Annotated in this window: 24 protein-coding genes and 1 pseudogene; 9 read left to right on the top strand and 16 right to left on the bottom strand. The window is 69.1% G+C overall.

The window, feature by feature from the left end; all coding sequences use genetic code 11:
* The first annotated feature begins 168 nt into the window (after nt 1-168).
* On the top strand, nt 169-1,653 hold the full coding sequence (locus tag QE454_RS11250) for an MDR family MFS transporter (RefSeq protein ID WP_210074314.1): 1,485 nt from the start codon (nt 169-171) through the stop codon (nt 1,651-1,653).
* Nucleotides 1,654-1,808: 155 nt separating this feature from the next.
* Here QE454_RS11250 and QE454_RS11245 read toward each other — a convergent pair whose 3' ends face one another.
* Entirely contained in the window at nt 1,809-1,949 is a 141-nt protein-coding gene (locus QE454_RS11245) for a hypothetical protein (protein ID WP_210074312.1), read from the bottom strand.
* 138 nt (nt 1,950-2,087) lie between these two features.
* Here QE454_RS11245 and QE454_RS11240 point away from each other — a divergent pair, with 138 nt between their 5' ends.
* Nucleotides 2,088-2,636 carry a type 1 glutamine amidotransferase domain-containing protein gene (locus QE454_RS11240; RefSeq protein WP_210074311.1) on the top strand — a complete coding sequence of 183 codons (549 nt, stop codon included), beginning with the start codon at nt 2,088-2,090 and terminating at the stop codon, nt 2,634-2,636.
* Between the two features lie 147 nt (nt 2,637-2,783).
* On the opposite strand, the gene QE454_RS11235 is transcribed toward QE454_RS11240, so the two are convergent.
* Nucleotides 2,784-3,608, bottom strand: a complete 825-nt coding sequence (locus QE454_RS11235) for a DNA-formamidopyrimidine glycosylase family protein (RefSeq protein ID WP_307455399.1) — start codon at nt 3,606-3,608, stop codon at nt 2,784-2,786.
* A gap of 12 nt (nt 3,609-3,620) precedes the next feature.
* Nucleotides 3,621-5,027 carry a flotillin family protein gene (locus QE454_RS11230; RefSeq protein WP_307455403.1) on the bottom strand — a complete coding sequence of 469 codons (1,407 nt, stop codon included), beginning with the start codon at nt 5,025-5,027 and terminating at the stop codon, nt 3,621-3,623.
* Between the two features lie 172 nt (nt 5,028-5,199).
* Here QE454_RS11230 and QE454_RS11225 point away from each other — a divergent pair, with 172 nt between their 5' ends.
* Nucleotides 5,200-5,610, top strand: coding sequence for a glucose-6-phosphate dehydrogenase (locus tag QE454_RS11225; RefSeq protein WP_210074305.1), 411 nt, complete (start codon nt 5,200-5,202; stop codon nt 5,608-5,610).
* A gap of 65 nt (nt 5,611-5,675) precedes the next feature.
* Here QE454_RS11225 and QE454_RS11220 read toward each other — a convergent pair whose 3' ends face one another.
* Both QE454_RS11220 and QE454_RS11215 read right to left on the bottom strand, forming a co-directional pair.
* Entirely contained in the window at nt 5,676-6,644 is a 969-nt protein-coding gene (locus QE454_RS11220) for an aldose 1-epimerase family protein (protein WP_307455406.1), read from the bottom strand.
* Between the two features lie 115 nt (nt 6,645-6,759).
* On the bottom strand, nt 6,760-6,930 hold the full coding sequence (locus QE454_RS11215) for a CsbD family protein (RefSeq protein WP_103210933.1): 171 nt from the start codon (nt 6,928-6,930) through the stop codon (nt 6,760-6,762).
* A gap of 153 nt (nt 6,931-7,083) precedes the next feature.
* On the opposite strand from QE454_RS11215, the gene QE454_RS11210 reads away from it, so the two are divergent.
* The 3 genes and pseudogenes from QE454_RS11210 to QE454_RS11200 all read left to right on the top strand — a co-directional run bounded on the left by QE454_RS11210 (nt 7,084) and on the right by QE454_RS11200 (nt 10,176).
* Nucleotides 7,084-8,391, top strand: coding sequence for a D-alanyl-D-alanine carboxypeptidase (locus QE454_RS11210; RefSeq protein WP_309668639.1), 1,308 nt, complete (start codon nt 7,084-7,086; stop codon nt 8,389-8,391).
* A gap of 122 nt (nt 8,392-8,513) precedes the next feature.
* A complete protein-coding gene (locus QE454_RS11205; RefSeq protein ID WP_307455413.1) occupies nt 8,514-9,182 on the top strand; it encodes a hypothetical protein in 669 nt (222 codons plus the stop codon).
* A gap of 25 nt (nt 9,183-9,207) precedes the next feature.
* A pseudogene (locus QE454_RS11200) lies at nt 9,208-10,176 on the top strand (ADP-ribosylglycohydrolase family protein).
* On the opposite strand, the gene QE454_RS11195 reads toward QE454_RS11200, so the two are convergent.
* From QE454_RS11195 to QE454_RS11180, 4 genes are read right to left on the bottom strand one after another with little or no spacing between them, the layout of a single operon-like run.
* Nucleotides 10,154-10,975 carry a hypothetical protein gene (locus QE454_RS11195; RefSeq protein ID WP_307455415.1) on the bottom strand — a complete coding sequence of 274 codons (822 nt, stop codon included), beginning with the start codon at nt 10,973-10,975 and terminating at the stop codon, nt 10,154-10,156. The pseudogene QE454_RS11200 and the gene QE454_RS11195 overlap by 23 nt on opposite strands.
* Before the next feature lie 23 nt (nt 10,976-10,998).
* Nucleotides 10,999-11,409 (bottom strand): hypothetical protein, encoded by a 411-nt coding sequence (locus QE454_RS11190; protein WP_307455419.1) that lies wholly within the window; start codon nt 11,407-11,409, stop codon nt 10,999-11,001.
* A gap of 49 nt (nt 11,410-11,458) precedes the next feature.
* Nucleotides 11,459-12,532: a redox-regulated ATPase YchF gene (gene ychF, locus QE454_RS11185; protein ID WP_307455421.1), complete on the bottom strand. Its 1,074-nt coding sequence runs from the start codon at nt 12,530-12,532 to the stop codon at nt 11,459-11,461.
* 40 nt (nt 12,533-12,572) lie between these two features.
* On the bottom strand, nt 12,573-13,322 hold the full coding sequence (locus QE454_RS11180; protein ID WP_307455424.1) for a class I SAM-dependent methyltransferase: 750 nt from the start codon (nt 13,320-13,322) through the stop codon (nt 12,573-12,575).
* 268 nt (nt 13,323-13,590) lie between these two features.
* Here QE454_RS11180 and QE454_RS11175 point away from each other — a divergent pair, with 268 nt between their 5' ends.
* Complete coding sequence (locus QE454_RS11175; RefSeq protein ID WP_267786852.1) at nt 13,591-14,184, top strand: 3'-5' exonuclease; 594 nt, start codon at nt 13,591-13,593, stop codon at nt 14,182-14,184.
* Nucleotides 14,185-14,238: 54 nt separating this feature from the next.
* Nucleotides 14,239-15,564 (top strand): DNA recombination protein RmuC, encoded by a 1,326-nt coding sequence (locus tag QE454_RS11170; RefSeq protein WP_307461076.1) that lies wholly within the window; start codon nt 14,239-14,241, stop codon nt 15,562-15,564.
* 57 nt (nt 15,565-15,621) lie between these two features.
* Here the strand turns inward: QE454_RS11170 and QE454_RS11165 are convergent, their stop codons facing one another.
* Together QE454_RS11165 and glpX are read right to left on the bottom strand one after the other, a co-directional pair.
* A complete protein-coding gene (locus tag QE454_RS11165; protein WP_210074268.1) occupies nt 15,622-15,831 on the bottom strand; it encodes a UDP-N-acetylmuramyl pentapeptide phosphotransferase in 210 nt (69 codons plus the stop codon).
* 475 nt (nt 15,832-16,306) lie between these two features.
* On the bottom strand, nt 16,307-17,296 hold the full coding sequence (glpX, locus tag QE454_RS11160) for a class II fructose-bisphosphatase (RefSeq protein WP_210074266.1): 990 nt from the start codon (nt 17,294-17,296) through the stop codon (nt 16,307-16,309).
* 177 nt (nt 17,297-17,473) lie between these two features.
* Between glpX and fbaA the strand changes: the two genes are divergently transcribed.
* Nucleotides 17,474-18,502 carry a class II fructose-bisphosphate aldolase gene (gene fbaA / locus QE454_RS11155; protein ID WP_210074264.1) on the top strand — a complete coding sequence of 343 codons (1,029 nt, stop codon included), beginning with the start codon at nt 17,474-17,476 and terminating at the stop codon, nt 18,500-18,502.
* Between the two features lie 185 nt (nt 18,503-18,687).
* On the opposite strand, the gene QE454_RS11150 is transcribed toward fbaA, so the two are convergent.
* Genes QE454_RS11150 through QE454_RS11130 form a run of 5 tightly spaced genes read right to left on the bottom strand, consistent with a single transcriptional unit; the run spans nt 18,688 to nt 22,174 of the window.
* Nucleotides 18,688-19,233, bottom strand: a complete 546-nt coding sequence (locus tag QE454_RS11150) for an MOSC domain-containing protein (RefSeq protein WP_210074262.1) — start codon at nt 19,231-19,233, stop codon at nt 18,688-18,690.
* Nucleotides 19,234-19,277: 44 nt separating this feature from the next.
* Nucleotides 19,278-19,976, bottom strand: coding sequence for a zf-HC2 domain-containing protein (locus tag QE454_RS11145; RefSeq protein WP_307455429.1), 699 nt, complete (start codon nt 19,974-19,976; stop codon nt 19,278-19,280).
* The gene (locus tag QE454_RS11140) at nt 19,973-20,476 is read right to left on the bottom strand and encodes a sigma-70 family RNA polymerase sigma factor (RefSeq protein ID WP_267786848.1); all 504 of its coding nucleotides are present in this window, start codon (nt 20,474-20,476) and stop codon (nt 19,973-19,975) included. The genes QE454_RS11145 and QE454_RS11140 overlap by 4 nt, the downstream gene beginning before the upstream one ends.
* A gap of 55 nt (nt 20,477-20,531) precedes the next feature.
* Nucleotides 20,532-21,116 (bottom strand): DUF6264 family protein, encoded by a 585-nt coding sequence (locus QE454_RS11135; protein ID WP_307455432.1) that lies wholly within the window; start codon nt 21,114-21,116, stop codon nt 20,532-20,534.
* Complete coding sequence (locus tag QE454_RS11130; RefSeq protein WP_210074255.1) at nt 21,113-22,174, bottom strand: 4-hydroxy-3-methylbut-2-enyl diphosphate reductase; 1,062 nt, start codon at nt 22,172-22,174, stop codon at nt 21,113-21,115. Before QE454_RS11130 ends, QE454_RS11135 begins: the two co-directional genes overlap by 4 nt.
* Nucleotides 22,175-22,212: the final 38 nt, after the last annotated feature.

The following is a 22,212-nucleotide window of genomic DNA, read 5'->3' as shown; positions in this document are numbered from 1 at the left end:
ACGGTGAGCGCCGGGGCGGCGATGTCGGACGCCCCCGATAGGGTCGCTTGCGGATGACCTCGAATCCGTTATCTCGATGTCGGAATACCTCGGGCCGCGCACCCGTTGTCTCCGTCGCAGTCGCCCTCCGTGGCGCCACGAAGCCCCCCGCACGTAAAGGACCTCGTCATGGCCGCCACCGGCACCATTCCCGTCTCCCGAGCGAGCACCGCGTCGTCGCCGTCGCACCGCTCCGGTCCCGTCATCGCCCTGCTCGTCGTCGCCGCGTTCGTCGTCATCCTCAACGAGACCACGATGTCGGTCGCGCTTCCGGCGATCATGGCCGACTTCGGCATCAGCGCCGCCACCGGTCAGTGGCTCACCTCGGCGTTCTTGTTGACGATGGCCGTCATCATCCCCCTGACCGGCTTCCTCCTCGAGCGCTTCCCCATTCGCGTGGTGTTCTTCAGTGCGATGAGCGTCTTCGCGTTGGGCACCCTGGTCGCCGCGCTCGCTCCGATTTTCGGGGTCCTGCTGGCGGGTCGCATCATTCAGGCGATGGGCACCGGCGTGATGATGCCGCTGCTGTTCACCACAGTGCTGAACCTCGTCCCGGCGAACCGACGCGGTCGCATCATGGGCGTGGTGACGATCGTCATCGCCGTCGCACCCGCCGTGGGCCCGACGGTGTCGGGGCTCATCCTGTCGGTGCTGACCTGGCACGCGATCTTCTGGCTGATCCTCCCTATCGCTCTGCTCTCCATCGCCCTCGGCGCCCGCTGGGTCCGCAACGTCACCCAGACCCGCCCGGACGCGCGCTTCGACGTGCTCTCCGTCGTCCTGTCGGCGATCGGCTTCGGCGGCCTGGTCTACGGCCTCAGCGCCATCGGAGAATCGGCCTCCGGGCACACGTCCGTGCCGGTGTGGATCCCCCTCGCCGTCGGCGCGGTCTTCGTCACCGTGTTCGTCATCCGTCAGCTCCGACTGCAGCGGTCCGACTCCGCGCTGCTCGACCTGCGCGTGTTCCAGAGCCCGTCGTTCCGGCTCGCGGTACCCCTGGTCGCGATCGTGATGGCCGCTCTGTTCGGCTCGCTCATCCTGCTGCCCATCTTCCTGCAGCAGGCGCTCGGCCTCAGCAGTCTCACGGTCGGCCTCATGCTGCTCCCGGGCGGCGTGCTCATGGGCGTCATGGCGCCGATCGTCGGCCGCCTCTTCGATCGCTTCGGGCCGACTCCCCTCGTCATCCCTGGAATGCTGATCGCCGCCGCCGTGCTGTGGACGATGGCTCTGACCTTCGACCTGGGCACCCCCATCTGGTGGATCGTCACGGTCTACCTCGGCCTCAACCTCGGACTCGGCCTGGTCTTCACCCCGTTGATGACCTCCGCGCTGGGCTCTCTTCCCCGCCGGCTGTACTCGCACGGCAGCGCCGTCGTCGGCACCGCTCAGCAGGTCGCCGGAGCCGCGGGCACGGCCGGTTTCGTCGCGATCATGACCGTCTTTTCGAGCACCGCCCTCGCCGGTGGTGTCGACCAGGCCGGCGCCGTCGCGTCAGGTGTGCACGCGTCGTTCCTCGTCGGAGCCGTGATCGCCTCGGCCGCCGTCGTCCTCGCGTGCTTCGTGCGCAAGCCGGCGGAGGCGGAAGAGACCGACGCGCCCGTCAGCGCGCACTGAGTCCACACGAAGTCGGGGTCGACTGATGGGTTTCGCCCTCCCGGCCCGACGAACCGAGGACAGCCACCGTCTCGGGGCATGCGCGAAGCCGCGTCAAGGCGACCGACGCGTCGGGATGTACGACGCGGGCGCGATATGACGCGTGCGGCGCCGACTCAGAGAGAGCAGGAACCGCCGCCGCAGCACTGCGACGCGGCGGGCTTGTCGTCGCTCTCACCCTCGACGGCGGGAGCGTTCAGCAGCGCGATCAGCGGCTTGGACGCGGTGGTCGCGTCGGAGGTGGTGTCAGCGGACATGCGCCCCATGCTACGCCTGCGCGCGGTCACCGGGGCCGGCGTCGGCGCTAACGCCGCGCTCCGGCATCCGCAACCCCCGTCCCTCCGGTCGAGACGCTTTCTAGCGTGGGAACCCCGATCGAGAAAGAGAGGCTTTCCATGACTGATCTCAGCGGTAAGCGCATCGCATTCCTGCTCACCGACGGCTTCGAGGACAGCGAGCTCACCAGCCCGTGGGATGCCGTGACCTCCGCCGGCGCCGAGGCCGTTCTGGTCTCGCCGAGCGAAGGCAGCATCACGGGCGAGAACGGCCACCAGCAGAAGGTCGACCTCTCGGTCGCGGGTGCGTCCGCGGGTGATTTCGATGCTCTCGTCCTGCCCGGCGGCGTGCAGAACGCCGACGACATCCGCATCGTGAAGGATGCCGTGTCGTTCACCCGCGACTTCTTCGACCAGCACAAGCCGGTCGCCGTCATCTGCCACGGCGGGTGGATCCTCACCGAGGCCGACGTTCTGAAGGGCCGCACGCTCACGAGCTACCCGACGCTGCAGACCGACCTGCGCAACGCCGGCGCCACCTGGGTCGACGAAGAAGTACACGTCGACCAGGGCCTCGTCTCGAGCCGCAACCCCGACGACCTGCCCGCGTTCACCGCGAAGCTCGTCGAAGAGGTCGCAGAGGGCATGCACTCGCGCCAGACCGCCTGACCCCTTTGTCGGCGAGGGCCCCGGGACATCGTTCCGGGGCCTTCGCTCGTTCCGGCCTGCCATACGGCGGCCGAGAGGACTCGCCGAGCGATCACCTCCGCCCCCCTCTCGCGCACTCGCCAGCATCCACGAGCGCGGCTCTGCCGCTCAATCGTCGTCCGGCAGCACCTGACACACGGGGCACCACTGCCCGCCGCCTTTGGTACCCGGGATGTCCTGGATCACTCCACCGCAGTCCGGGCACGGCTCGCCTGTGCGCCCGTGCACGCGCATCGACGCGACTTTCGCCGCCTTCTGCTCTGCGATCGGCACGCCGCGCCGCGCGAGCACCGCCGCAGTGAGGGTGTCGTGCAGAGCATGGTGGAGCTGCGTGACGTCGTCCTCGCTCAGTGCGGCCGCGTGGGCCGTCGGACGCAACCGCGCGGCGAAGAGGATCTCATCGGAGTACGCGTTACCGATCCCCGCGAGAGTCTCCTGCTCCTGCAGCAACGCCTTGAGCTGCTTGCGCCGACGGCCGAGGGCCTCGGAGAGCATCTCGCGCGAATAGGCCGGGCTGGCGGCATCCGGTCCGAGCTTCGCGACCGAGGGCACCTCGTCGACCCCGTCGACGACGTGCAGCTGCACCGAGAGCCACTCGCCGGCGTCGGTGATACCCAGGATCCCGTGCTCGAAGGTCACCCGAGCGATCACGGCCGCAACGGACGCGGGGTCATCGTTCTGCGCGGACTCGTCCCACGTCGCCCACCCGGCGCGGCCGAAGCCCACCCCCACGTGCACGCCGCCGAGATCGAGGTCGATGTGCTTGCCGTGGCGGGTGACGGCGGTCACCGGCCGGCCGACGATCTCGTCGAGGGGACGCGCACGCGTTTTCAGCGCACGCCCCTCGACGAGTTCGATGCCCGTCACCTGACGACCGATCAGTCTCTCGCGCAGGAACAGCGCGAGCGCTTCGACCTCGGGAGCCTCAGGCACGGGTCACCGCGATCACGACTCCGCCGACGCCGGGGGCGTGGTCGGGGCCGGGTTCGAGTGCGTCGAGGTGGGCTCGTCCGCCTGTCGAGAGTGCGCGAACGAATCCGCCATGACGCGGCCCTGGATGATCTGCGTCAGGTCGATCCCGGTCGCCGCGCGCACGGCCTCGAACGACGAACGCAGGCCGGTGGCCGACTCCGCCGCGAGATGACCGCTCGCGCCCTCCCCTCCGAGGACGGTGATGTTACCGACCCGGTCGTACCCCTTGGCGAACTCGGCCATCATCGGCACGAGAGCCTCGAGGGCGCGCTGCGCGAGCAGGGCCTCCTGATTGTGAGACAGGGCTTCGGCTTCGGCGCGGATCGCCTCGGCTCGGGCTTCACCGGCGAGACGGACGGCCTGGGCGTCGGCCTCCGCGCGCACGCGAACGGCGGCCGCCTCTTGCTCGGCGATCTCGGCACGGGCCTGGGCGGCCTTGATCTGCGCATAGGCCTCGGCGTCGGCATCCTTCTGACGCTGGTACAGGTCGGCGTCGGCGACGCGCGAGACCTCGGACTCCAAGCGGGCCTGGGTGTTCTGCGCCTCTTGCTGCAGAACGGCCTGACGACGCTCGGCGCGTGTGAGGGCCTCGGCCTGCTCGGCCTCGGCGTTGGCCCGACCGACCTCGGCCTTCGCCGCCGCGCTGTTCTTGTCGAGCTTGGTCTGCTCGATCAGGTTCGCCTCGTCGGTGGCGATCTGACGGGCGCGGATCTCGCGGACGGCATTGATACGGGCGACCTCGGCCTCGCGCTTGACGCGCTCGACCTCGGTCGCACCCAGGGCCGAAATGTAGCCGTTGCTGTCGGTGACGCCTTGAATCTGGAAGGAGTCCAGAATCAGCCCCTGCGACGACAGGTCGCCCTTGATGCCCTCGGCGATCTGGTCCGAAAGTCGCTGACGATCACGCATCAGTTCTTCGACGGTCAGCGTCGCGACAACCCCGCGCAAGGCGCCTTCGAGCTGCTCGGTCGTGAACTGCTCGATCGCTTTGTCCTGGGAGGCGAAACGCTCGGCCGCGCGACGCACCTGTTCGGGGTCGGAACCGATCTTCACCAGGGCCACGCCGCTGACGTTGACCGTGACGCCGTTCGACGACTGAGCCGTGGGCTCCATCTTGATCTGACGTGCGCGCAACGAGATCATTTCGCCGCGCTGCGTCAGCGGATTCACGATGGCGCCGCCACCGGTGATGACGGTGATGCGCGAGGACTCCCCGTCGGCCCCCCTCTGCCGCTTTCCGACGATGACCAGCGCTTCGTCGGCCTTGGCGACGCGGTACCACCCGCGTATCAAGCCCGCGACGATCAAAAGGACGACGACGACAACGACGAGTGCGATGACCACGACGATGCCGATCGCCCCCAGAGCAGCAAATTCCATGGTTCTCCTTCGACAGGCGCCGCGAACCGCGGCGCGGGGGAATTCCCTCCAACCTATCCGGGCGCCTTCGGGCGCTGTCCACCCCTTCCGCGCACGATTCTCGTCCCCGGCGGGGTGGGGAGGAGCGTACCGTTGGAGGTGGGCGGCCCGAACCGCCCCAGAAGGGTCCCCCATGAAGATCGTTTCGTCGCAGGACTGGCGAGATGCCATCCGCTTCGATGCTCCCGTGCTCGTCGCCGAGGTCGTTCCCGGCGAAGCCACCCGCTGCGTCGCCTGCGGCACCGATGGTCCGCTGTACGACCGGACCGAGCTGTGGGCGGTCAAGCACCGCCACCCCAAGCACCACGGCGGGTTCGTCCGTTTCTACTGCGAAGAGCACAAGCCCGCCGCTCCCCCGCCGCCGCCCGCCCCGACGATCGAGGCTCGCCGCGCCCGCGCCGCGTCGGCGCCCAAGGAGCGTCGCGCCCCCAGCCTGAAGCCCACCCCGATCACCGATCGCCCCACGCGCGCGATGTGCCCCGACTGCTTCGTCGAGGTCTCGGCCGGTGGCGACTGCGGAATGTGCGGCGCGCAGGTCGTCTGACCGACCGCCCGTACGAACAGAACCGCCCCGGATCGCTCCGGGGCGGTTCTGTCGTTGCGGGGGTCTCAGCGCGCCGAGATCGTCCACCCGGCTTCGTGCGAGGCGCCGGGGTCGAGCGAGACGACACCCGTGTCGAAGTCGTACGCGTCGTCGTTGAACGCGTCGGGCGCGCAGGTCATCGGCTCGACGGCGAGGCCGGCGCGGTGGCCCGGCGTCCCCGGGCCGTCCGGCAGGTCGGCCGTGTGGATCTGCACCCACGCGCACTCCCCCGCCCAGCTCATGGCCACACCGCTGCCCGAAGGATCGGTGAGCGTGACGGTCGCGCGGCCGTCGGCATCCCGGATCAGCCCCGTGTAGGCGTGGTCGATCTCGACGGCGCCCAGCACCCGCTCCTCGCGGAAGTCGAATCGCTCCGCGTCGGAGGTGACGGATGCCAGCGCCACCGGCGCGAGCCGGTCCGGTGTGACCTCGAGCACGGTGTCGGCCGGCAGGCCGAGCGTCCACTCGTCGAGCGTCGCCGGACCCGCGACGAGATACGGGTGGGGTCCGGTGCCCCACGGCGCCGGCGTATCCGACAGGTTCGTGGCGCGAACGGTCTGGGTGAGGCCGCCGGCATCCAATCGGTACGTGGTCGAGACCACCAGCCACCAGGGGTAACCGGCCTGTGCGGTGACGGTCGCGGTGAGCGTCACCGCATCGTCGGACGCCTCGAGCACGTTCCAGTCCACCCACGACAGCAGTCCGTGCAGCGCGTGGCCGCGGTTCGGCTCGGTCAACGGCAGCTGATGCTCGAGACCGTCGAAGTGGTGGATGCCGTCGACCACCCGGTTCGGCCAGGGCGCGAGGGTCGTGCCGCGGTAGGCGGGGCGCAGCTCGTCGGCGTCGAAGGGGACGACGAGGTCGCGGCCCTCGTGCGTGAGAGAACGGAGGGAGGCGCCGACGCTCGCGATCGCGGCTTCGTAGCCGTGGGCGCGCAGAACGACGGGGGTACCCGAGACCACGGTGGGGGTCTCGGTGGGAACGGCAGCGGTCATGTCGCCATTATCCCGGCCGCGGCAGGTGCACCCCGGCATCCCGTGCGTCGATTTCATCCGAACAGACGAAATGCCCCGACCCGCGGAGGGGTCGAGGCATTTCGGGGAGGGCGACTTACTTGAAGGCGTCCTTGACGTCTTCGCCGGCCTTCTTGACGTGAGCCTTGGTCTGGTCGGCCTGGCCCTCGGCTTCGAGGCGCTCGTTGTCCGTCGCCTTGCCGGTGGCTTCCTTCGCCTTGCCAGCAATGTTCTCCGCGGCGTTCTTGATCTTGTCGTCGAGTCCCATGGTCGGCTCCTCCCGTTGTGGTCTTCGGGTATCTCCCGATGTGCGTCCACGCTAGGTCGGCCACCCCGCGGGCGAAGGGGGGCTTGAAATTCCGGTCGTGGTGAGGCACGGATGTGAATAGATTCGGAACGTGGGCATCCGTGGGGGACTTTCGTGAGCACTCTGGCCGACTTGGGCGATCTCCTCGAGAAGGCACCCGACGAGCCTCCGCGCAGCGGCCGGGCCGGTCGTGTCGTCCTCATCACGTTCCTCGTCGTCACACTCGTCGTGCTCGGCGGAAGCGGCGGATACGTGTGGTGGGCGTCTGCGGCAGCTCTGCCTGCCCCGACCGTCACCTCGCACGCTCCCACCGCGAACGCCGGGGCTCCGGCATCCCTCGCTGTGCCCTCCGGCGGAGAGACGCTGGTGCGCGTGGACGGCGGCTCCGAGTACCTGGGTCCCGATGCGGCCCAGTCTTTCGTCGCCTCGGGCGGGAACGAGGCACGCTCGCTCGCGAGCATTTCGAAGCTCATCACGGCCCTCGTCGTCCTCGACGCCCACCCGCTGACCGGCCCCACGGACCCCGGTCCGACCATCTCGTACACCGAGGCCGACACCGACCTCTACGACCAGTTCTACGTGCAGGGTGCGGTCATCGCACCGATGCCCGATGGGCTCAAGCTGTCGCTGCACGACTCGCTCACGACCATGCTTCTGCCCTCGGCCGCCAACTACGCCGTCGCCGTCGCCCGGTGGGGTTTCGGTTCCGAGGGGGCGTACGTGTCGGCGGCCCGTTCGTGGCTGAGCAAGAACGGTCTGAACGACACCCGGATCGTGGATGCCACGGGCATCGACCCCCGCAATGCCAGCACCCCGACGGATCTGCTCACGCTCGCGGGACTCGCGCAAGCGAACCCCGTCATCGCCCAGATCACCGGCACCCGCTCGGCGCAGATCACCGGCGTCGGCACCGTCTACAACACCAACGATCTGTTGGGCACGCTCGGTATCACGGGTCTGAAGACCGGCAACCTCGGCGACGGCACGTTCAATCTGCTGTTCACTTCGTCGCTCGACGTGGGAATCGGTTCTCCCCTGAAGATCACGGGCGTGCGGCTCAGCGGCGAGACCCATGAGAGCACCGACGCCGACGTCCGGAGCCTTCTGCAGAGCCTCAGCGACGGGTTCCACGACATCCCGCTGGGAACCGTCGGCGACGACGTCGGCACGATCACCACGCCGTGGGGATCGAAGGCCTCGCTCGTGCTCGCGCAGACCACCAAGGTCCGGACCTGGTCGGACACCCCGGTGACGGTGACCCTCGATACGACGACCCCCCAGAACTACGTCGACGGCGAGGTGGTCGGTTCGGTCGTCTGGACCGCCGGCCCGAAGACGACTTCCGCCAGCGTCAAGATCTCGGGAGCGATCGACGAGCCGACCCTGTGGTGGCGCCTCACCCATCCGAGCGAGCTGGGCTGAGCGAGCAGGGCGCACGCGTCGTCGAAACCGATCCGAGAGGATGCCGCGTCCTCTCGTTCTTGTTGCGAGAACGCGTCCTAAACGCCACACGAGAGCGGCCGTTCGGTGGATACTCTTTGGGTATGCGTCGGACGACTTCTCTTCTCGCACTCGTGGTGCTCGCCGCTTTCGGCCTCAGCGCCTGCGTCCCGTCACCGGCTCCCGAGCCGACGGCCGCGGATGCGGCCACACCGACGTTCACGCCCACCGTGAAGCCGACTCCGACGGCGTCGCCGACCGCGGACGCGGCAGCCCCCGCGAGCGACGCCGTGCTGATCGTGCAACTCGACGGCGCCTCCATCGCCGCGGGCTCGACGCTCGAGTACTCGATTGACGCGATCGACGCGTGGACGAAAGCCCTCGGCGCGGTACCGACGCAGTCGCCGGCGGAGGGGCCCTACGGCGGCACCCTGGAACGCACCGTCCTCGAATGGCCCGGCTTGACGATGACCGTCCCGAACGACGGGTCGACGCGCGGCGCCTCCGTCCGCGTGTCGACGCCCACGGTGGCAGGCCACCCCGTCGTCACCAGCGGCGGCATCGGCGTGGGCTCCACGAGAGCCGAGGCTGTCGCGGCGGGCGCCACCGAGGGGTTCGACGCCACGGAGCTTCGCCTCGACACCCGCGAAGCTCCGGGCACCCAGTCGCTCCAGCGCCCGGGTGAAGTGGGTCGCGATTACGTGATGCTCGTCCTCGACGGCGATGCCGTCACGCAGATCATCCTGCCGGGAAACGACTACAGCGACCTCTGAGCGAGCACCCTCCTAGGCTGACCTCATGACCAGCCTCTCCCCCGCCCAGGTCGATCGCGCTGTCGGTGCCGTGCTCGTCTCCGCCGCGGGCGACGCCCTCGGCTCTGCGTACGAGTTCGGCCCCGCGCTCGCCGACGACGTCATCCCCGCTTTCGGCCGCGGCCACTTCGGCCACGGCGAGCGCGAGTGGACCGACGACACGAGCATGGCCGTCCCGATCCTCGACGAACTCGCCGCCGGCCACCGGCTCGAAGACGCCGGGTCGCTTGAGACCATCGTCCGCCGCTGGCAGGAGTGGGCTCGCGATGCCCTCGACGTCGGAGCTCAGACGCGTTAGGTGTTGTCCCGCATCCCCGCCGACGGACGAATGGATGCCATCACCGCGGCATCCCGTGCGGTGCACGACGCGTCGGGGCGCAGCGGCGGCAACGGCTCCCTCATGCGCACCGGGCCCCTGGCTCTCGGCTACCTCGAGCGACCCCGCGACGAGATGGCCGCGGCGGCCGGTGCCGTCGCCCGTCTGACCCACTGGGAAGACGACAATCTCGACGCGTGCGCCCTGTGGTGCGGGGCGATCCGCCACGGCATCCTGACCGGTGAACTCGACATGCGCGCACAGCTCGACCTCGTGCCCGCCGAGCGCCGGGATCGCTGGGCCGACCTGATCGAGGCGACCGAGGGCCGCCATCCGCGGGACTTCCAGCAGGCGAACGGCTGGATCGTCCGGGCGTTCCAGGGCGCACTGTCCGCGGTGGCCGGTGCAACCTCGCCCGTCGACGCGATCGAGCGTGCGGTCCGTGGCGGCAACGACACCGACACGGTCGCGGCCATCGCCGGTTCTCTCGCGGGCGCGGTGTGGGGCGCCGAGACGTTGCCCTCATCCCATGCCGAAGGCCTGCACGGGTGGCCGGGCATCGACGGCACCGAGCTCTCGCGCCGAGCCCGGGCGGCCGTGGGGACCTGGCGTCTGCCTAGAACGACGTCGCCACGCTGAACACCGCGATCAGGATCCCCACCGGAACGAGCACGGCAGCCGCCGCAATTCCGATTCCTATCCAGACCCAGCGTGGCAGGCTGCGCTTGAGCCGGCGCCCCTCCGGACCCACGGATGCCGACAGCCCCGGTGCCGCGCGATCGTCGCTGTACCCGTCGGTCTGGGTCCACGCCTTCGCCCCCACGGTGGCCCGGATGCGCGCGAAACGATCCCAGACCGCGGGGTCGTGCAGGTCGAAGCCACCCGGGCGATAGACGATGAGCATGTCATCGCGCACCTCGACGTCGAGGTCGCCCGTCTCATCGATCAGCAGAGCCATGAGGTCGGGCGTGAAGACGTACAGGGCGTCGCGCTCGTACCCCTTCGGTGCGAAGAGATGGAAGTGCGTGTCGAAGTCGCCCTCGAGCGAGAGTCGCTGCTTGCGCTGTGGTCGGTGCTGGAGGGACGACAGGATGCCGTCGTTGCTCCGCGCGTCGACAACGAAGTGCGGCAGTTGCCGGGGCAACCGGATCGCCAGGTAGCCGAGGTTGATGCTCTTCACCGGCACGTTGACCGACACGCTCGTCCGAATCGTGACGATCCCGCTCTGGCGGACGTTCTCGGCCTTCCTCGCCCCGCCGACGATCCGGCCGGCCTCCCACCCCGGTCCGGCGATGCGGTCCTGGACGTTGCCCGCCGTGGCGTACTCCCACATGTCACCAGAAAGCGCAGGGGGTTCGGCGGTCGGCTGGTAGGTCCAGCCATTCGCTGCGGCGAAGGAGGCGAGGTCGTTGACGCGGGCGGGCTCGGGGGTGGTCACGTGCCCGACCCTAGCGGGGTCCGTCAGAATTGGTCGTCACTGAGCCCGAGCTCCTCCCAGCGACGTCGGGCGACTTCTGCGGAGAGCTTCTCGAGTTCGAACTTTTGAGGCGCGCCATGCTGATCCACCTGGATGCGGCGCCACAAGAATCGCCGCTCCGCCGTCACGCTCGGCAGGTGGTGATCGAGAAAACCCGCATCGATCTCGCGGAGGGTGTACCAGTCCGACCCGTAATCCTCGAAGGGGAACTCCCTCCGCCCATCGATCCAGACGACCAGGAACCACAGCCACGGGGCTCTCCGAGGGAACATCATTTCCGACACCACACACGCGACATGACCCCGGAGCTCGCCGTCAACCGAAAGCGTCCAGACCGCGTGGTGGTAGGAACTCAAGGAAGGGTCGAGCGGTTCATAATCCCTCGGTTCCGTCACGACGATGAGGCTACCTGCCGCATAGGCAGAAGTCCGGGAACAGTCCCGCTCAGTTGTTGAAGCGGAACTCCACCACGTCGCCGTCCTGCATGACGTAGTCCTTGCCCTCGAGACGCGCCTTGCCCTTCGCGCGAGCCTCGGCGACCGAGCCCAGCTCGACGAGGTCGTCGAACGAGATGACCTCCGCCTTGATGAAGCCCTTCTCGAAGTCGGTGTGGATGACACCGGCGGCCTGCGGCGCCTTCGCGCCCTGCGGGATCGTCCAGGCACGGGCTTCTTTGGGACCGGCGGTGAGGTAGGTCTGAAGGCCGAGCGTGTCGAACCCGATGCGGGCGAGCTGGTCGAGACCGGACTCGTCCTGGCCGGTCGATGCCAGCAGCTCGGCCGCGTCCTCGGGGTCGAGGTCGATCAGCTCCGACTCGATCTTCGCGTCGAGGAACACGGCCTTCGCGGGCGCGACCAGGGCGGCGAGCTCGTCCTTGCGGGCCTGGTCGGTGAGCACGGCCTCGTCGACGTTGAAGACGAAGATGAACGGCTTGGCGGTGAGCAGACCCAGTTCGCGGATCGGTGAAAGGTCGATTCCGGATGCCGACAGCAGCACGCCGCGCTGAAGAGCATCCTGCGCGGCCTTGGCGGCGTCGAGCACCGAGGGGTCGAGCTTCTTGCCCTTGACCTCTTTCTCGTACCGGGTGATGGCCTTCTCGAGCGTCTGGAGGTCGGCGAGCTGCAGCTCGGCGTTGATGGTCTCCATGTCATTGGCCGGGTTGACCGAACCGTCGACGTGGACCACGTCGTCGTCGGCGAATCCGCGGACGACCTGAGCGATGGCATCCGCTTCACGGATGTTCGCGAGGAACTGGTTGCCGAGGCCCTCGCCCTCGCTCGCGCCGCGGACGATGCCGGCGATGTCGACGAACGACACCGCAGCGGGCACGAGCCGCTCGCTGCCGAACACGTCGGCGAGCTTCTGCAGGCGCACATCGGGAAGGTTCACGACCCCGACGTTGGGCTCGATGGTGGCGAACGGGTAGTTCGCCGCGAGCACCGAGTTCTTGGTCAGAGCGTTGAAGAGGGTCGACTTTCCGACGTTGGGAAGGCCGACGATTCCGATGGTAAGAGCCACGGGAGTCCAGGTTACCCGGCCTGGAGCCCGGTCACCCGCGTCACGGCCGCCGCGCGCGGAACGCGTGGGTCACGTACGGCAACGCGACCGACCCTCCGTCGGCGAGTTCGGGAACGGATGCCACGACCCCGTCGACCGCGGCCTCGATGCCCGCGCGCTTCTCGGGGCTGGCCGTGATGATGTCGCTTCGCGAGACGACGAGGTCGCGCAGTTGCGGCAGAGTGATACGCCTCTCCCACGACCATTCACGGTGCTCGAGCTCGCCGTAGGGCTCGGCGACGCACGGACCGGTCGTGGCGAGGAGGACCTCGGCGTTCGACCCGCCCATGGCCGCGGTGAGCCGCCGCACCCAGTCGACCCGGTCGTCGCGGATGTTCCAGATGAGCCCGAGCACTCCCCCGCTGCGAAGCACGCGCGCGGTCTCGAGCGAGGCCGGCTCGACGTCGACCCAGTGCCAGGCCTGGCCCATGACGACGGCGTCCAGGCCGGAATCGGGGAGGGGCAGGTTCTCGGCCGTCCCGACGAACGTGGGCACACCCCGCGCGTTCTCTCGAAGGGTCGCGAGCATGTCGGCATCCGGATCCACCGCCACCACGTCGGCGCCGAGCTCGACGACGGCGCGTGTGAGCTTGCCCGTCCCCGCGCCGACGTCGGCCACGCGGAGCGCGCGGCCCGGCTCCCGCACGGGCGCGAGCAACCACGCCACGGCGTCGGCGGGATACCCCGGACGCCCGGATTCGTAGGCGGAGGCCGCCTGCCCGAACGAGGTCGACTTCTCGCGATCGGTCATGCCCCCGACCCTACGCCGCCCCTCCGACATGCCCCGTTCGCGGCCGAAAGGGGTGGCGGGGCGCGAACGACCCGACGCCCGCGATCCGTCCCGCGGAGTTGGGGGGCGACACGACGTGGGCGGATGCCAGAGGCCGGCGTGTCGTCGATGATCTCCGCGCGACGGCACGGGCGGGCCGCCTCCGGGGGCGGGCAGACATCAACGGCTGTGCGAACCCGCCCCGGCGCGCCTCCTCTGCGACACGGCGGTCCCGGCGCAGTGTGGTCTCGTGGCTTTGGACTTCACCGCGATCGACTTCGAGACGGCGAACTCCAGTGGTGCGTCGGCGTGCGCGGTGGGTCTTGCCCGTGTCCGCGACGGCCGTGTCGTCGCGACCGCGGCCTGGCTGATCAAGCCTCCCGCCGGTCACGACCACTTCGCCCCGATCAACGTCGGGATCCACGGCATTCAGCCCTCCGACGTGGTGAACGCCCCTGACTGGTCGGCCCAGCTCGAGCGTCTCACCGCGTTCGCCGGAGCCGACGTCCTGGTCGCGCACAACGCGGGCTTCGACATGTCGGTGCTGCGTCGCGCATGCGCCGCGACCGGCGACGAGTGCCCGCCGTACCGCTACATGTGCAGTGTGCAGATGTCCCGCAAGACGTACACGCTCGATTCGTACCGCCTTCCGCTCGTCGCCGCCGAGGCGGGTTGCTCTCCCTTCGCGCACCACGATGCTCTCGCCGACGCCGTCGCCTGTGCCGAGATCACGATCGACTGCGCCCGCCGAGCGGGCGTCGATGACGTGCACGCCCTGGCCGCGCATCTGGGCGTGCGGGTCTCGCAGATCGTCGCCGAGCCCGCCGAGCGGGCGGTCGCCTGACCTCCGTCGGACCGTCTCTCCGGCGATGTCGGAGGTCTGGTGCAAGCTGACCCCATGGATGCCATCGCTCTCGTCTTCGCGATCCTCGCCCTCGCCGTCGGCGTCGTCGGCGGGTGGTTCGTGGGTTCCTCGCGCACCGCCGCCCGCCACGCCGTCGGCGAGCAGGCCCTGGCGGCACGGGTGGCCGCGGCCGAGACCGCGCGCGACGGCGTGCAGGCGCAGCTCGACCACCAGATCTCGCTGTACCGCGAGCTCGTGGGTCAATCGCGCGCCGACCAAGCGGCGCGCGAAGAGCGCGAGCGTCGGGAGCAGACCGTGCTCCGCGCGCTCGACCCGGTACGCGAGACGCTCGACGCCATGCAGCGCAAGGTCGACGGCCTCGAGCGCGACCGGGTCGAGCAGTACTCCGCCCTCGGCGAGCAGCTACGGCTGTCCCGCGAAGCCGACGAGGCCCTTCGCGCGACCACCGAGTCGCTCGCCTCTGCCATGCGCTCCGGGACCACCCGAGGCGTCTGGGGCGAGACCCAGCTGCGCCGGGTCGTCGAAGCCGCCGGGCTCACGCGCTACGTCGACTTCGACCTGCAGACGGCGATCTCGAGCGACGCCGGTGCTGGTCGCCCCGACATGGTGGTGCGCCTCCCCGGAGGCAAGTCCCTGGCGGTGGATGCCAAGGCCCCCCTCGACGCGTATCTGCAGGCGAGCGCGATTCCGGTGACGGCGCACGGCGACGAGGGGGCCCGTCGTGCGGCGCTTCTCGCCAAGCACGCGAGAGCGGTGCGCGCGCACGTCGATGCTCTGGCGAAGAAGGCGTACTGGGCGGGCCTCACCACGAGCCCGGAGTTCGTCGTGTGTTTCCTCCCGAGCGAGTCGCTGCTCGCGTCGGCCCTCGACGAAGACCCGACCCTGCTCGACTACGCCTTCACGCGACGTGTGGCTCTTGCCTCCCCCGTCAACCTGTGGGCGGTGCTCAAGACCGTCGCCTTCACCTGGACCCAGCAGGACGTGTCCGACGAAGCCCGGACGCTCTTCGCGCTGGGCACGGAGCTGTACGAACGCGTCGGAAAGCTCGCCGAGCACGCGAACGACCTGCGACGGGCGATCGAGAAGACCGTCGACAGCTACAACCGGTTCGCCGGGTCGTTGGAGTCGCGGGTGCTCGTGACGGCGCGCAAGTTTCCCGGTATCGACGAGACGAAGCTCGACGCGGTTTCCGCGCCCGCCGCTCTCGAAGCGGCACCGCGTCGGTGGACGGCGCCCGAGATGATCGAGATGGAGGACGGCGACGCTCCACGGGAAGACACCGCGGGCGACCAGGCGACGACGCACGCCGATGTGGGAGCCATTCGCGAGCGGGCGGGTCTCTTCGACGACGAGTCGTAGAGGGTCACGCGCCCATCGCCGCGTTCACAGGAGCGAGCGGAACGACGGCGGTGCGGCTCAGGCGCCGCCGGGAACCCAGCTCAGCAGGCTGACCACGGCGGTCGAAACGGCGACGAACGCACCGACCATCCACCACGCGCTGACCTCGTGACCCTCGTCGCGACGCACGCGCAACAGCACGTCCGGTCGACGCGCGGGATCGACCGCGCTGGCGATGACCGCCTGTGCACCTGTCTGAGGTGCGGTGTGATTCGTCGGAGCTGCCATGGACGATCCCCCTTCGGGTCTCGGAAGAACACAGCGTCGCCGTTGACACTGCGTTCGATTCTGCCAGACACGGCCTCCGGGGCCGGTCACGCTTGCGTCACGACACGCCCGGCTGTATCTGCACATCGCGGGACTCTCGGCACGTCGCCGGTTCCCCCGGGCGCCGGAGGGTGCTCGGACGCCGGGCCCCCGCCCCACCGCCGGGACGGCATTCCGCTGACAAAACAGTTGCGACTTGCAACCGATCTGTCAGCGAGATGCAGTCTCACGATCAGAGGTGTCTCGAACGGAAAGCCCCCAACGCAAGCTCACGACGACATCGCGACACCGACTCCAGAGTCCTAGCGAGACCCCAGCGCCGTGGCGTCAGCACTCGTACATCAGCACCGTGTCGCCAGCACTCGCGCATCAGCACCGTGGCGTCAACGCCGTGGCGTCCGCCCAGTGACTCAGCGCCGAAACGTCAGCCCGAACGTCACAGCCACTTCGACGTTAGGTGCTCCGACGAGATGCGGCGAAGCGTTCCCGACGCGCCACGCAGCACGACGCTCTCGGTGTACAGGAAGTCCCCCTCGCGACGCACACCCTGCACGAGCTGGCCGTCGGTGACGCCCGTCGCGACGAAGATCGTGTTCTTGCCCTTCACCAGACCATCGGCCTCGTAGACCTCGCCGTCGACCTGGAGGCCGGCATCCCGGCCCTTCTCCTTCTCGTCGTCGTTGCGTGGGGCCAGGACGCCCTGGATGTGGCCGCCCAGAGCCTTGATCGCACACGCGGTCACGATGCCCTCGGGGCTGCCGCCGATGCCGACGCACATGTCGGTGCGGGCGTTGTGGCGGGCGGCGTTGATGCCGCCGGCGACGTCGCCGTCGCTCATGAGCCGGGTGCCGGCCCCGGCTTCGCGGATCTCGGCGATGAGCTTCTCGTGTCGGGGGCGATTCAGCACCGACACCACGATCTCGTCGACGGGCTTGCCGAGCGCCTTCGCCAGGAGGCGGATGTTCTCGGCGATGGGGAGTCGGATGTCGACGACGCCGACTCCGGCCGGGCCCGTGACGAGCTTGTCCATGTAGAAGACGCTCGATGCGTCGAGCATCGTGCCTTGATCCGAGACGGCGATGACCGAGAGGGCGTTCTGGCGCCCCGCGGCGGTCAGCGACGTGCCGTCGATCGGGTCGACGGCCACATCGCACTGGGGTCCGCGGCCGCTGCCGACGCGCTCACCGTTGTAGAGCATGGGCGCGTTGTCCTTCTCGCCCTCACCGATCACGATCGTTCCGTCGAAGTTGACCGTGCTGAAGAACGCGCGCATCGCGTCGACGGCCGCTCCGTCAGCGGCTTCCTTGTCGCCCCGGCCGATGAACGGGACCGCACGGATGGACGCCGCCTCGGTCGCTCTCACCAGCTCGAGCGCCAGGTTGCGGTCGGGGTGCAAAGGACTCATGTCGGCAGTCAGGCTCACCATGCGGCCACTGTATCCAGCAAAGCGTGGACAATCGCCGGATTTGACCGGATGTGCAACGAAGGAATCACGATTCTTAACGGTTCGGCAGAAGTGTCCTCTTCCTGCCGTGCCCGCCGCGTCACGATCCGGTGGCTTCGCTAGAGTGACGGTGTCCCGACAACACCAAGGAGCACCTCCATGCCCGTCGCTTCCCCTGAGCAGTACGCCGACATGCTGGACCGCGCGAAGGCCGGCGGCTTCGCGTATCCCGCGATCAACGTCTCGAGCTCGCAGACCATCAACTCCGTGCTCCAGGGCCTGACCGAGGCCGGCTCCGACGGCATCCTGCAGGTCACGACGGGCGGTGCCGACTACTTCGCAGGCCACACCGTCAAGGCCCGCGCCACCGGAGCTCTCGCATTCGCCAAGTACGTGACCGAGGTCGCGAAGAACTACCCCATCACGGTCGCCCTCCACACCGACCACTGCCCCAAGGACGCCCTGCCCGGCTTCGTCCTGCCGCTGCTCGAAGCCTCTGAGGAAGAGGTCAAGGCCGGCCGCAACCCGATCTTCCAGTCGCACATGTGGGACGGCTCGGCCGTTCCTCTCGACGAGAACATCGACATCGCGGCGGAGCTCCTCCCCCGCATGAAGAACATCAACGCCATCCTCGAGATCGAGGTCGGCGTCGTCGGCGGCGAAGAAGACGGCGTGCAGCACGAGGGCTCGAACGAGGCTCTCTACACGACCGTCGCTGACGTGTCCAAGGCCGTCGAGCGCCTCGGTCTCGGCGAGAACGGTCGTTACATCTCGGCCCTCACCTTCGGCAACGTGCACGGTGTGTACAAGCCCGGTGGCGTCAAGCTCCGCCCCGAGCTGCTCGGTGAGATTCAGGAGGGCATCGCCGCCAAGTTCGGCACCGGCGCCAAGCCCCTCGACCTCGTGTTCCACGGCGGCAGCGGCTCGACCGACGAAGAGATCGCCCTCGCGGTCGCCAACGGCGTCGTGAAGATGAACATCGACACCGACACCCAGTACGCCTTCACGCGCTCGATCGCGGGCTACATGTTCTCGAACTACGAGGGCGTGCTCAAGCTCGACGGAGAGGTCGGCAACAAGAAGCTCTACGACCCCCGCGCCTGGGGCAAGGTCGCCGAGTCGGCGATGGCCGTCCGCGTGGTCGAGGCCACGAAGCAGCTCGGCTCGTACGGCCAGTCCCAGCACTGACCCAACACGTGTGCGCGAACGCCCCGGCTCGAGCCGGGGCGTTCGTCGTTTCCGGATGCCGAGCCCCGGGCCGGGCGTTTCGGTCCGGCGAAAAAGCATCTCGCTGACGATCCGGCGTCAGGCTGCAACCGAGATGTCAGCGAAATGCCGTCTCCGCGCGCCGACCACGCGTGAGACGACGCGGCTCAGCTCCGGTACACCTCGAGCACGGTGGGCGCCCCCTCGGGCGAGGACAGCACCTCGATGGCATCCCCCGCTCGCACGTCGCCCGCGCGACGGACCCGCAGGTACGCGCCGAGCCGCCCCTCGTCGGAGAAGCGCTTCACCCAGCCGCGCGCCGCCGAGCCGCCGACCCATCGCGCGAAGGTCGCGCACGGTGTGCGGGGCATCGTGACCTCGACCTCGACGGTGTCGCCGATGCGCCAGATCTCGCCGACACGCGCACCATTGACGTCGAGTCCCGCGATGCGCAGGTTCTCGCCGAACCAGCCGGGATGCAGCTCGCGATCCAGCTCACGCTCCCAGAACGTCGCGTCTTCCTCGGCGTAGGCGTAGACGGCCTTGTCCGGCCCGCCGTGGTGCTTTCGACTCGCCTGCACGTCGGAGCGGATGCCGAGTTTGCCGACGCGCACGCTCCCCTCGATGGCTCGCTTGTCGATCGCCGTCACCCCGACGGATCCGGAATCCGGGTGCAGGCTGTGGACCGCGCAGACGGCAACGAGGTGAGGCATGGATCGATGCTAGATCGTCGGAGGACGACGGGCAGACGAGCGGGTCACTCGAACTCCCGCCGCATCACGACGGTGTCGCCGTCGAGCGACCGGATCTCGACCGCACCGATGTTGGAGGCGGAGAGGTCGGTACCGGCGCTCAGCTCGGTGGTCGAGCCCGGGTCGGCGCGCCAGGTCGAGAGCACGCTCGTCGTGCCCGAGTCGTCGGTGATCGCGAGAGCGTAGGGCCAGCCGCCCGGAGGGGCGTCGAGCACCTGGCCCGTGTACTGGCAGACGAGGTCGATGCGAGTGCCCCACGGCGCCGACGTGAGCTTGACCGAGGCTTCGAGTGGCGCGCCTGCCACGTCGTCGAGGGCATAGACCGTCCCCGAGGACTGCTGCACCGCACTGTTCACGGCGAAGACGCTCGGCACCGCAACGGCGACCAGGGCGATGGATGCCGCGAGCGTCCACACTGCCACGTGGCGCGTGCGACGACGTCGGGCGGCCTCGACGACGCGTCCCCGCAGAGCCGGGTCGGGTGAGGCCAGCGGAACAGGTCCGGTCGTCGCGCTGAGCGCTCGAGCCCGTTCGGGGGAAAGCCGGGAAAGAAGGCCCGCGGTGGGAGCGAGCTCGGCCACAGACGCGCGGCATTCGGCGCACACCGCCAGGTGAGCCTCGAATTCGGCGCGGTCCGAGGCACACAGAGCCCCCAGCACGTAGGCGCCGTCTGACATCGACAGGCGATCGTGTTCGTCGTTCATCGGGTCACCCCCCTCTCCTGCAGCGCGAGCCGCAATGCCCGCACCGCGTAATGCAGTCGCGATTTGACGGTTCCGGCCGGGATGCCGAGCTCCTCGGCGGCCTGAGCGACGCTGCGCCCACCGTAGTAAGCGCTGACGATGACGGCGCGGTGGTCGGGAGTCAGGGTGGCGAGCGCCTCTTCCACGAGGAGGGCGTCGAACATCGCGTCGGTGTCGTCGTCGCGGACGACCTCGGGCAGTTCGTCGACCGGATGCTCGTGCCGACGCCGCGCGCTGCGCGCTTCGTCGATGACGAGGTTGCGGGCGACGGTGTACATCCACGACCGCAGCTTCGCGGGATCGTCGCTCATCACCCGAGGCGTCCGCCAGGCGCGCAGCAGCGTCTCTTGTACGACATCGTCGGCTCCCGCGTGATCACCGGTGAGGCTCACGACGTAGCGCCAGACGGGGGTCGCGTGCGCGTCGTACAGCGCGGTCAGCTGCGCGTGTTCGTCTCGCACCGCGGCATCCCCTCTCCCTCTTCTTCTAGGAACACGGGATGCCGCGCAGAACGGTTCAGTTCGAGACGCTGCCCATGACGGCCGACAAGAACTGCGGATCACTCGCCATGCCGACCAGAGACAGGACGGCGGCGATGACCGTGCTGACCAGCGCCCCGACGATGGGGATCCAGAACGAGATACGCCCGCGCTTCATGGACCGCCAGGTGAACATCGCAGTGAGCAGCCATCCGATGCCGGTGACGGCCGCGGCCGCGGCGCCCCAGAGATATCCGGCCGTGAGGTTCGTGAACGTCGCATCGACCCGGAAGACCCGGGCGAAGTTGTTCGCGTACTCGGGGAAGTTGAGCAGCTGGATGATGCTGGTGACGACCGAGAACAGGCCGTAGATGAGCAGCCCGAACGTCACGATCCGGTCGATCTGGCCCCCGCGGGTAGTGGGGGCGGGCATCGGCGAGGACTTCGCCGCGGCACGCTGTTCGACGACCGGTTCCGGCTGCGGGGCTACGCCGGCCTCGAGGGCCTCGGTCACCTCGGGACGCCGGATGCGCGCGCGCTGCTCTTCGGGGGTGGCGTATTCGCCGTACTGCGGACGAGGGCGGGCCTCGTCGGCCGGAGTGCGCGGCTCGGCGTCGCTCACGCGCGCCCCCGGCCGCCCAGCGCGCGCTCGTCGCGCTTGCCGCTGGAATCCTGTCGCAGCTCCTTGGGGAGCGAGAAGATGAGGTCTTCCTCGGCGGTGCGCACCTCTTCGATGTCGCGGTAGCCCGCTCCCGCGAGCTCGTCGAGCACCTCGGTCACCAGGACCTCGGGGACCGAGGCGCCGCTGGTGACGCCGACCGTCTCGACTCCCTCGAGCCACTCCTGCTTGACCTCGTCGACGTAGTCGACACGGTAGGCGGCCTTGGCGCCGTGCTCGAGGGCGACCTCGACCAGCCGGACGCTGTTGGAGCTGTTCGCCGAACCCACCACGATGACGAGGTCCGCACCGACGGCGACCTTCTTGATCGCGACCTGCCGGTTCTGGGTGGCGTAGCAGATGTCGTCGGAGGGCGGATCCTGCAGCTGCGGGAAGCGCTCGCGCAGGCGCCGCACGGTCTCCATCGTCTCGTCGACGGACAGCGTGGTCTGCGAGAGCCACACCACCTTCGAGGGGTCGCGCACCTCGATGGTGTCGGCGTGGTCGGGAGAGTTCACCACCGTCACGTGCTCGGGGGCCTCGCCGGCCGTGCCCTCGACCTCTTCGTGGCCCTCGTGACCGATCAGCAGGATCTCGAAGTCGTCACGGGCGAAGCGCACGGCCTCGCGGTGCACCTTGGTCACGAGCGGGCACGTCGCATCGATCGCCTGCAGGCCCCGGTCGGATGCCGCGGACACGACGGCCGGCGACACACCGTGGGCACTGAACACGACGTGGGCGCCCGAGGGAACCTCGTCGACCTCTTCGACGAAGATCGCACCCTTCTTCTCGAGTTCGGTCACGACGTGGATGTTGTGCACGATCTGCTTGCGCACGTAGACCGGGGCGCCGTAACGCTCGAGGGCCTTCTCGACGGCGATGACCGCGCGGTCGACACCGGCGCAGTAGCCTCGGGGCGCCGCCAGCAGCACCTTCTTCTGGCCCTTCACGGGGATATCCTGGAGCCGCCCGCGTCGACCCGGGATACGGGGAACGGGCAGGTGGACGGCAGGTGAGCTCACCCCTCGATTCTACCGGGACGCCCCTGAACACCGGCCGA

The sequence above is a fragment of the Microbacterium sp. SORGH_AS_0454 genome (genome assembly GCF_031453395.1).
GTDB lineage: Bacteria > Actinomycetota > Actinomycetes > Actinomycetales > Microbacteriaceae > Microbacterium.
Note: the sequence above shows the minus strand (reverse complement) of the source record. Positions and strands in the feature narration are given on the sequence as shown.

Coding starts and splice junctions, on each gene's coding strand:
- QE454_RS11205 (WP_307455413.1), top strand. CDS start 8,514: ATGCGTCGGACGACTTCTCTTCTCGCACTCGTGGTGCTCGCCGCTTTC.
- QE454_RS11225 (WP_210074305.1), top strand. CDS start 5,200: ATGAAGATCGTTTCGTCGCAGGACTGGCGAGATGCCATCCGCTTCGAT.
- QE454_RS11250 (WP_210074314.1), top strand. CDS start 169: ATGGCCGCCACCGGCACCATTCCCGTCTCCCGAGCGAGCACCGCGTCG.
- QE454_RS11150 (WP_210074262.1), bottom strand. CDS start 19,233: ATGCCTCACCTCGTTGCCGTCTGCGCGGTCCACAGCCTGCACCCGGAT.
- QE454_RS11145 (WP_307455429.1), bottom strand. CDS start 19,976: ATGAACGACGAACACGATCGCCTGTCGATGTCAGACGGCGCCTACGTG.
- QE454_RS11165 (WP_210074268.1), bottom strand. CDS start 15,831: ATGGCAGCTCCGACGAATCACACCGCACCTCAGACAGGTGCACAGGCG.
- QE454_RS11230 (WP_307455403.1), bottom strand. CDS start 5,027: ATGGAATTTGCTGCTCTGGGGGCGATCGGCATCGTCGTGGTCATCGCA.
- QE454_RS11215 (WP_103210933.1), bottom strand. CDS start 6,930: ATGGGACTCGACGACAAGATCAAGAACGCCGCGGAGAACATTGCTGGC.
- QE454_RS11180 (WP_307455424.1), bottom strand. CDS start 13,322: ATGACCGATCGCGAGAAGTCGACCTCGTTCGGGCAGGCGGCCTCCGCC.
- QE454_RS11245 (WP_210074312.1), bottom strand. CDS start 1,949: ATGTCCGCTGACACCACCTCCGACGCGACCACCGCGTCCAAGCCGCTG.
- QE454_RS11220 (WP_307455406.1), bottom strand. CDS start 6,644: ATGACCGCTGCCGTTCCCACCGAGACCCCCACCGTGGTCTCGGGTACC.
- QE454_RS11240 (WP_210074311.1), top strand. CDS start 2,088: ATGACTGATCTCAGCGGTAAGCGCATCGCATTCCTGCTCACCGACGGC.
- QE454_RS11170 (WP_307461076.1), top strand. CDS start 14,239: ATGGATGCCATCGCTCTCGTCTTCGCGATCCTCGCCCTCGCCGTCGGC.
- glpX (WP_210074266.1), bottom strand. CDS start 17,296: ATGGTGAGCCTGACTGCCGACATGAGTCCTTTGCACCCCGACCGCAAC.
- fbaA (WP_210074264.1), top strand. CDS start 17,474: ATGCCCGTCGCTTCCCCTGAGCAGTACGCCGACATGCTGGACCGCGCG.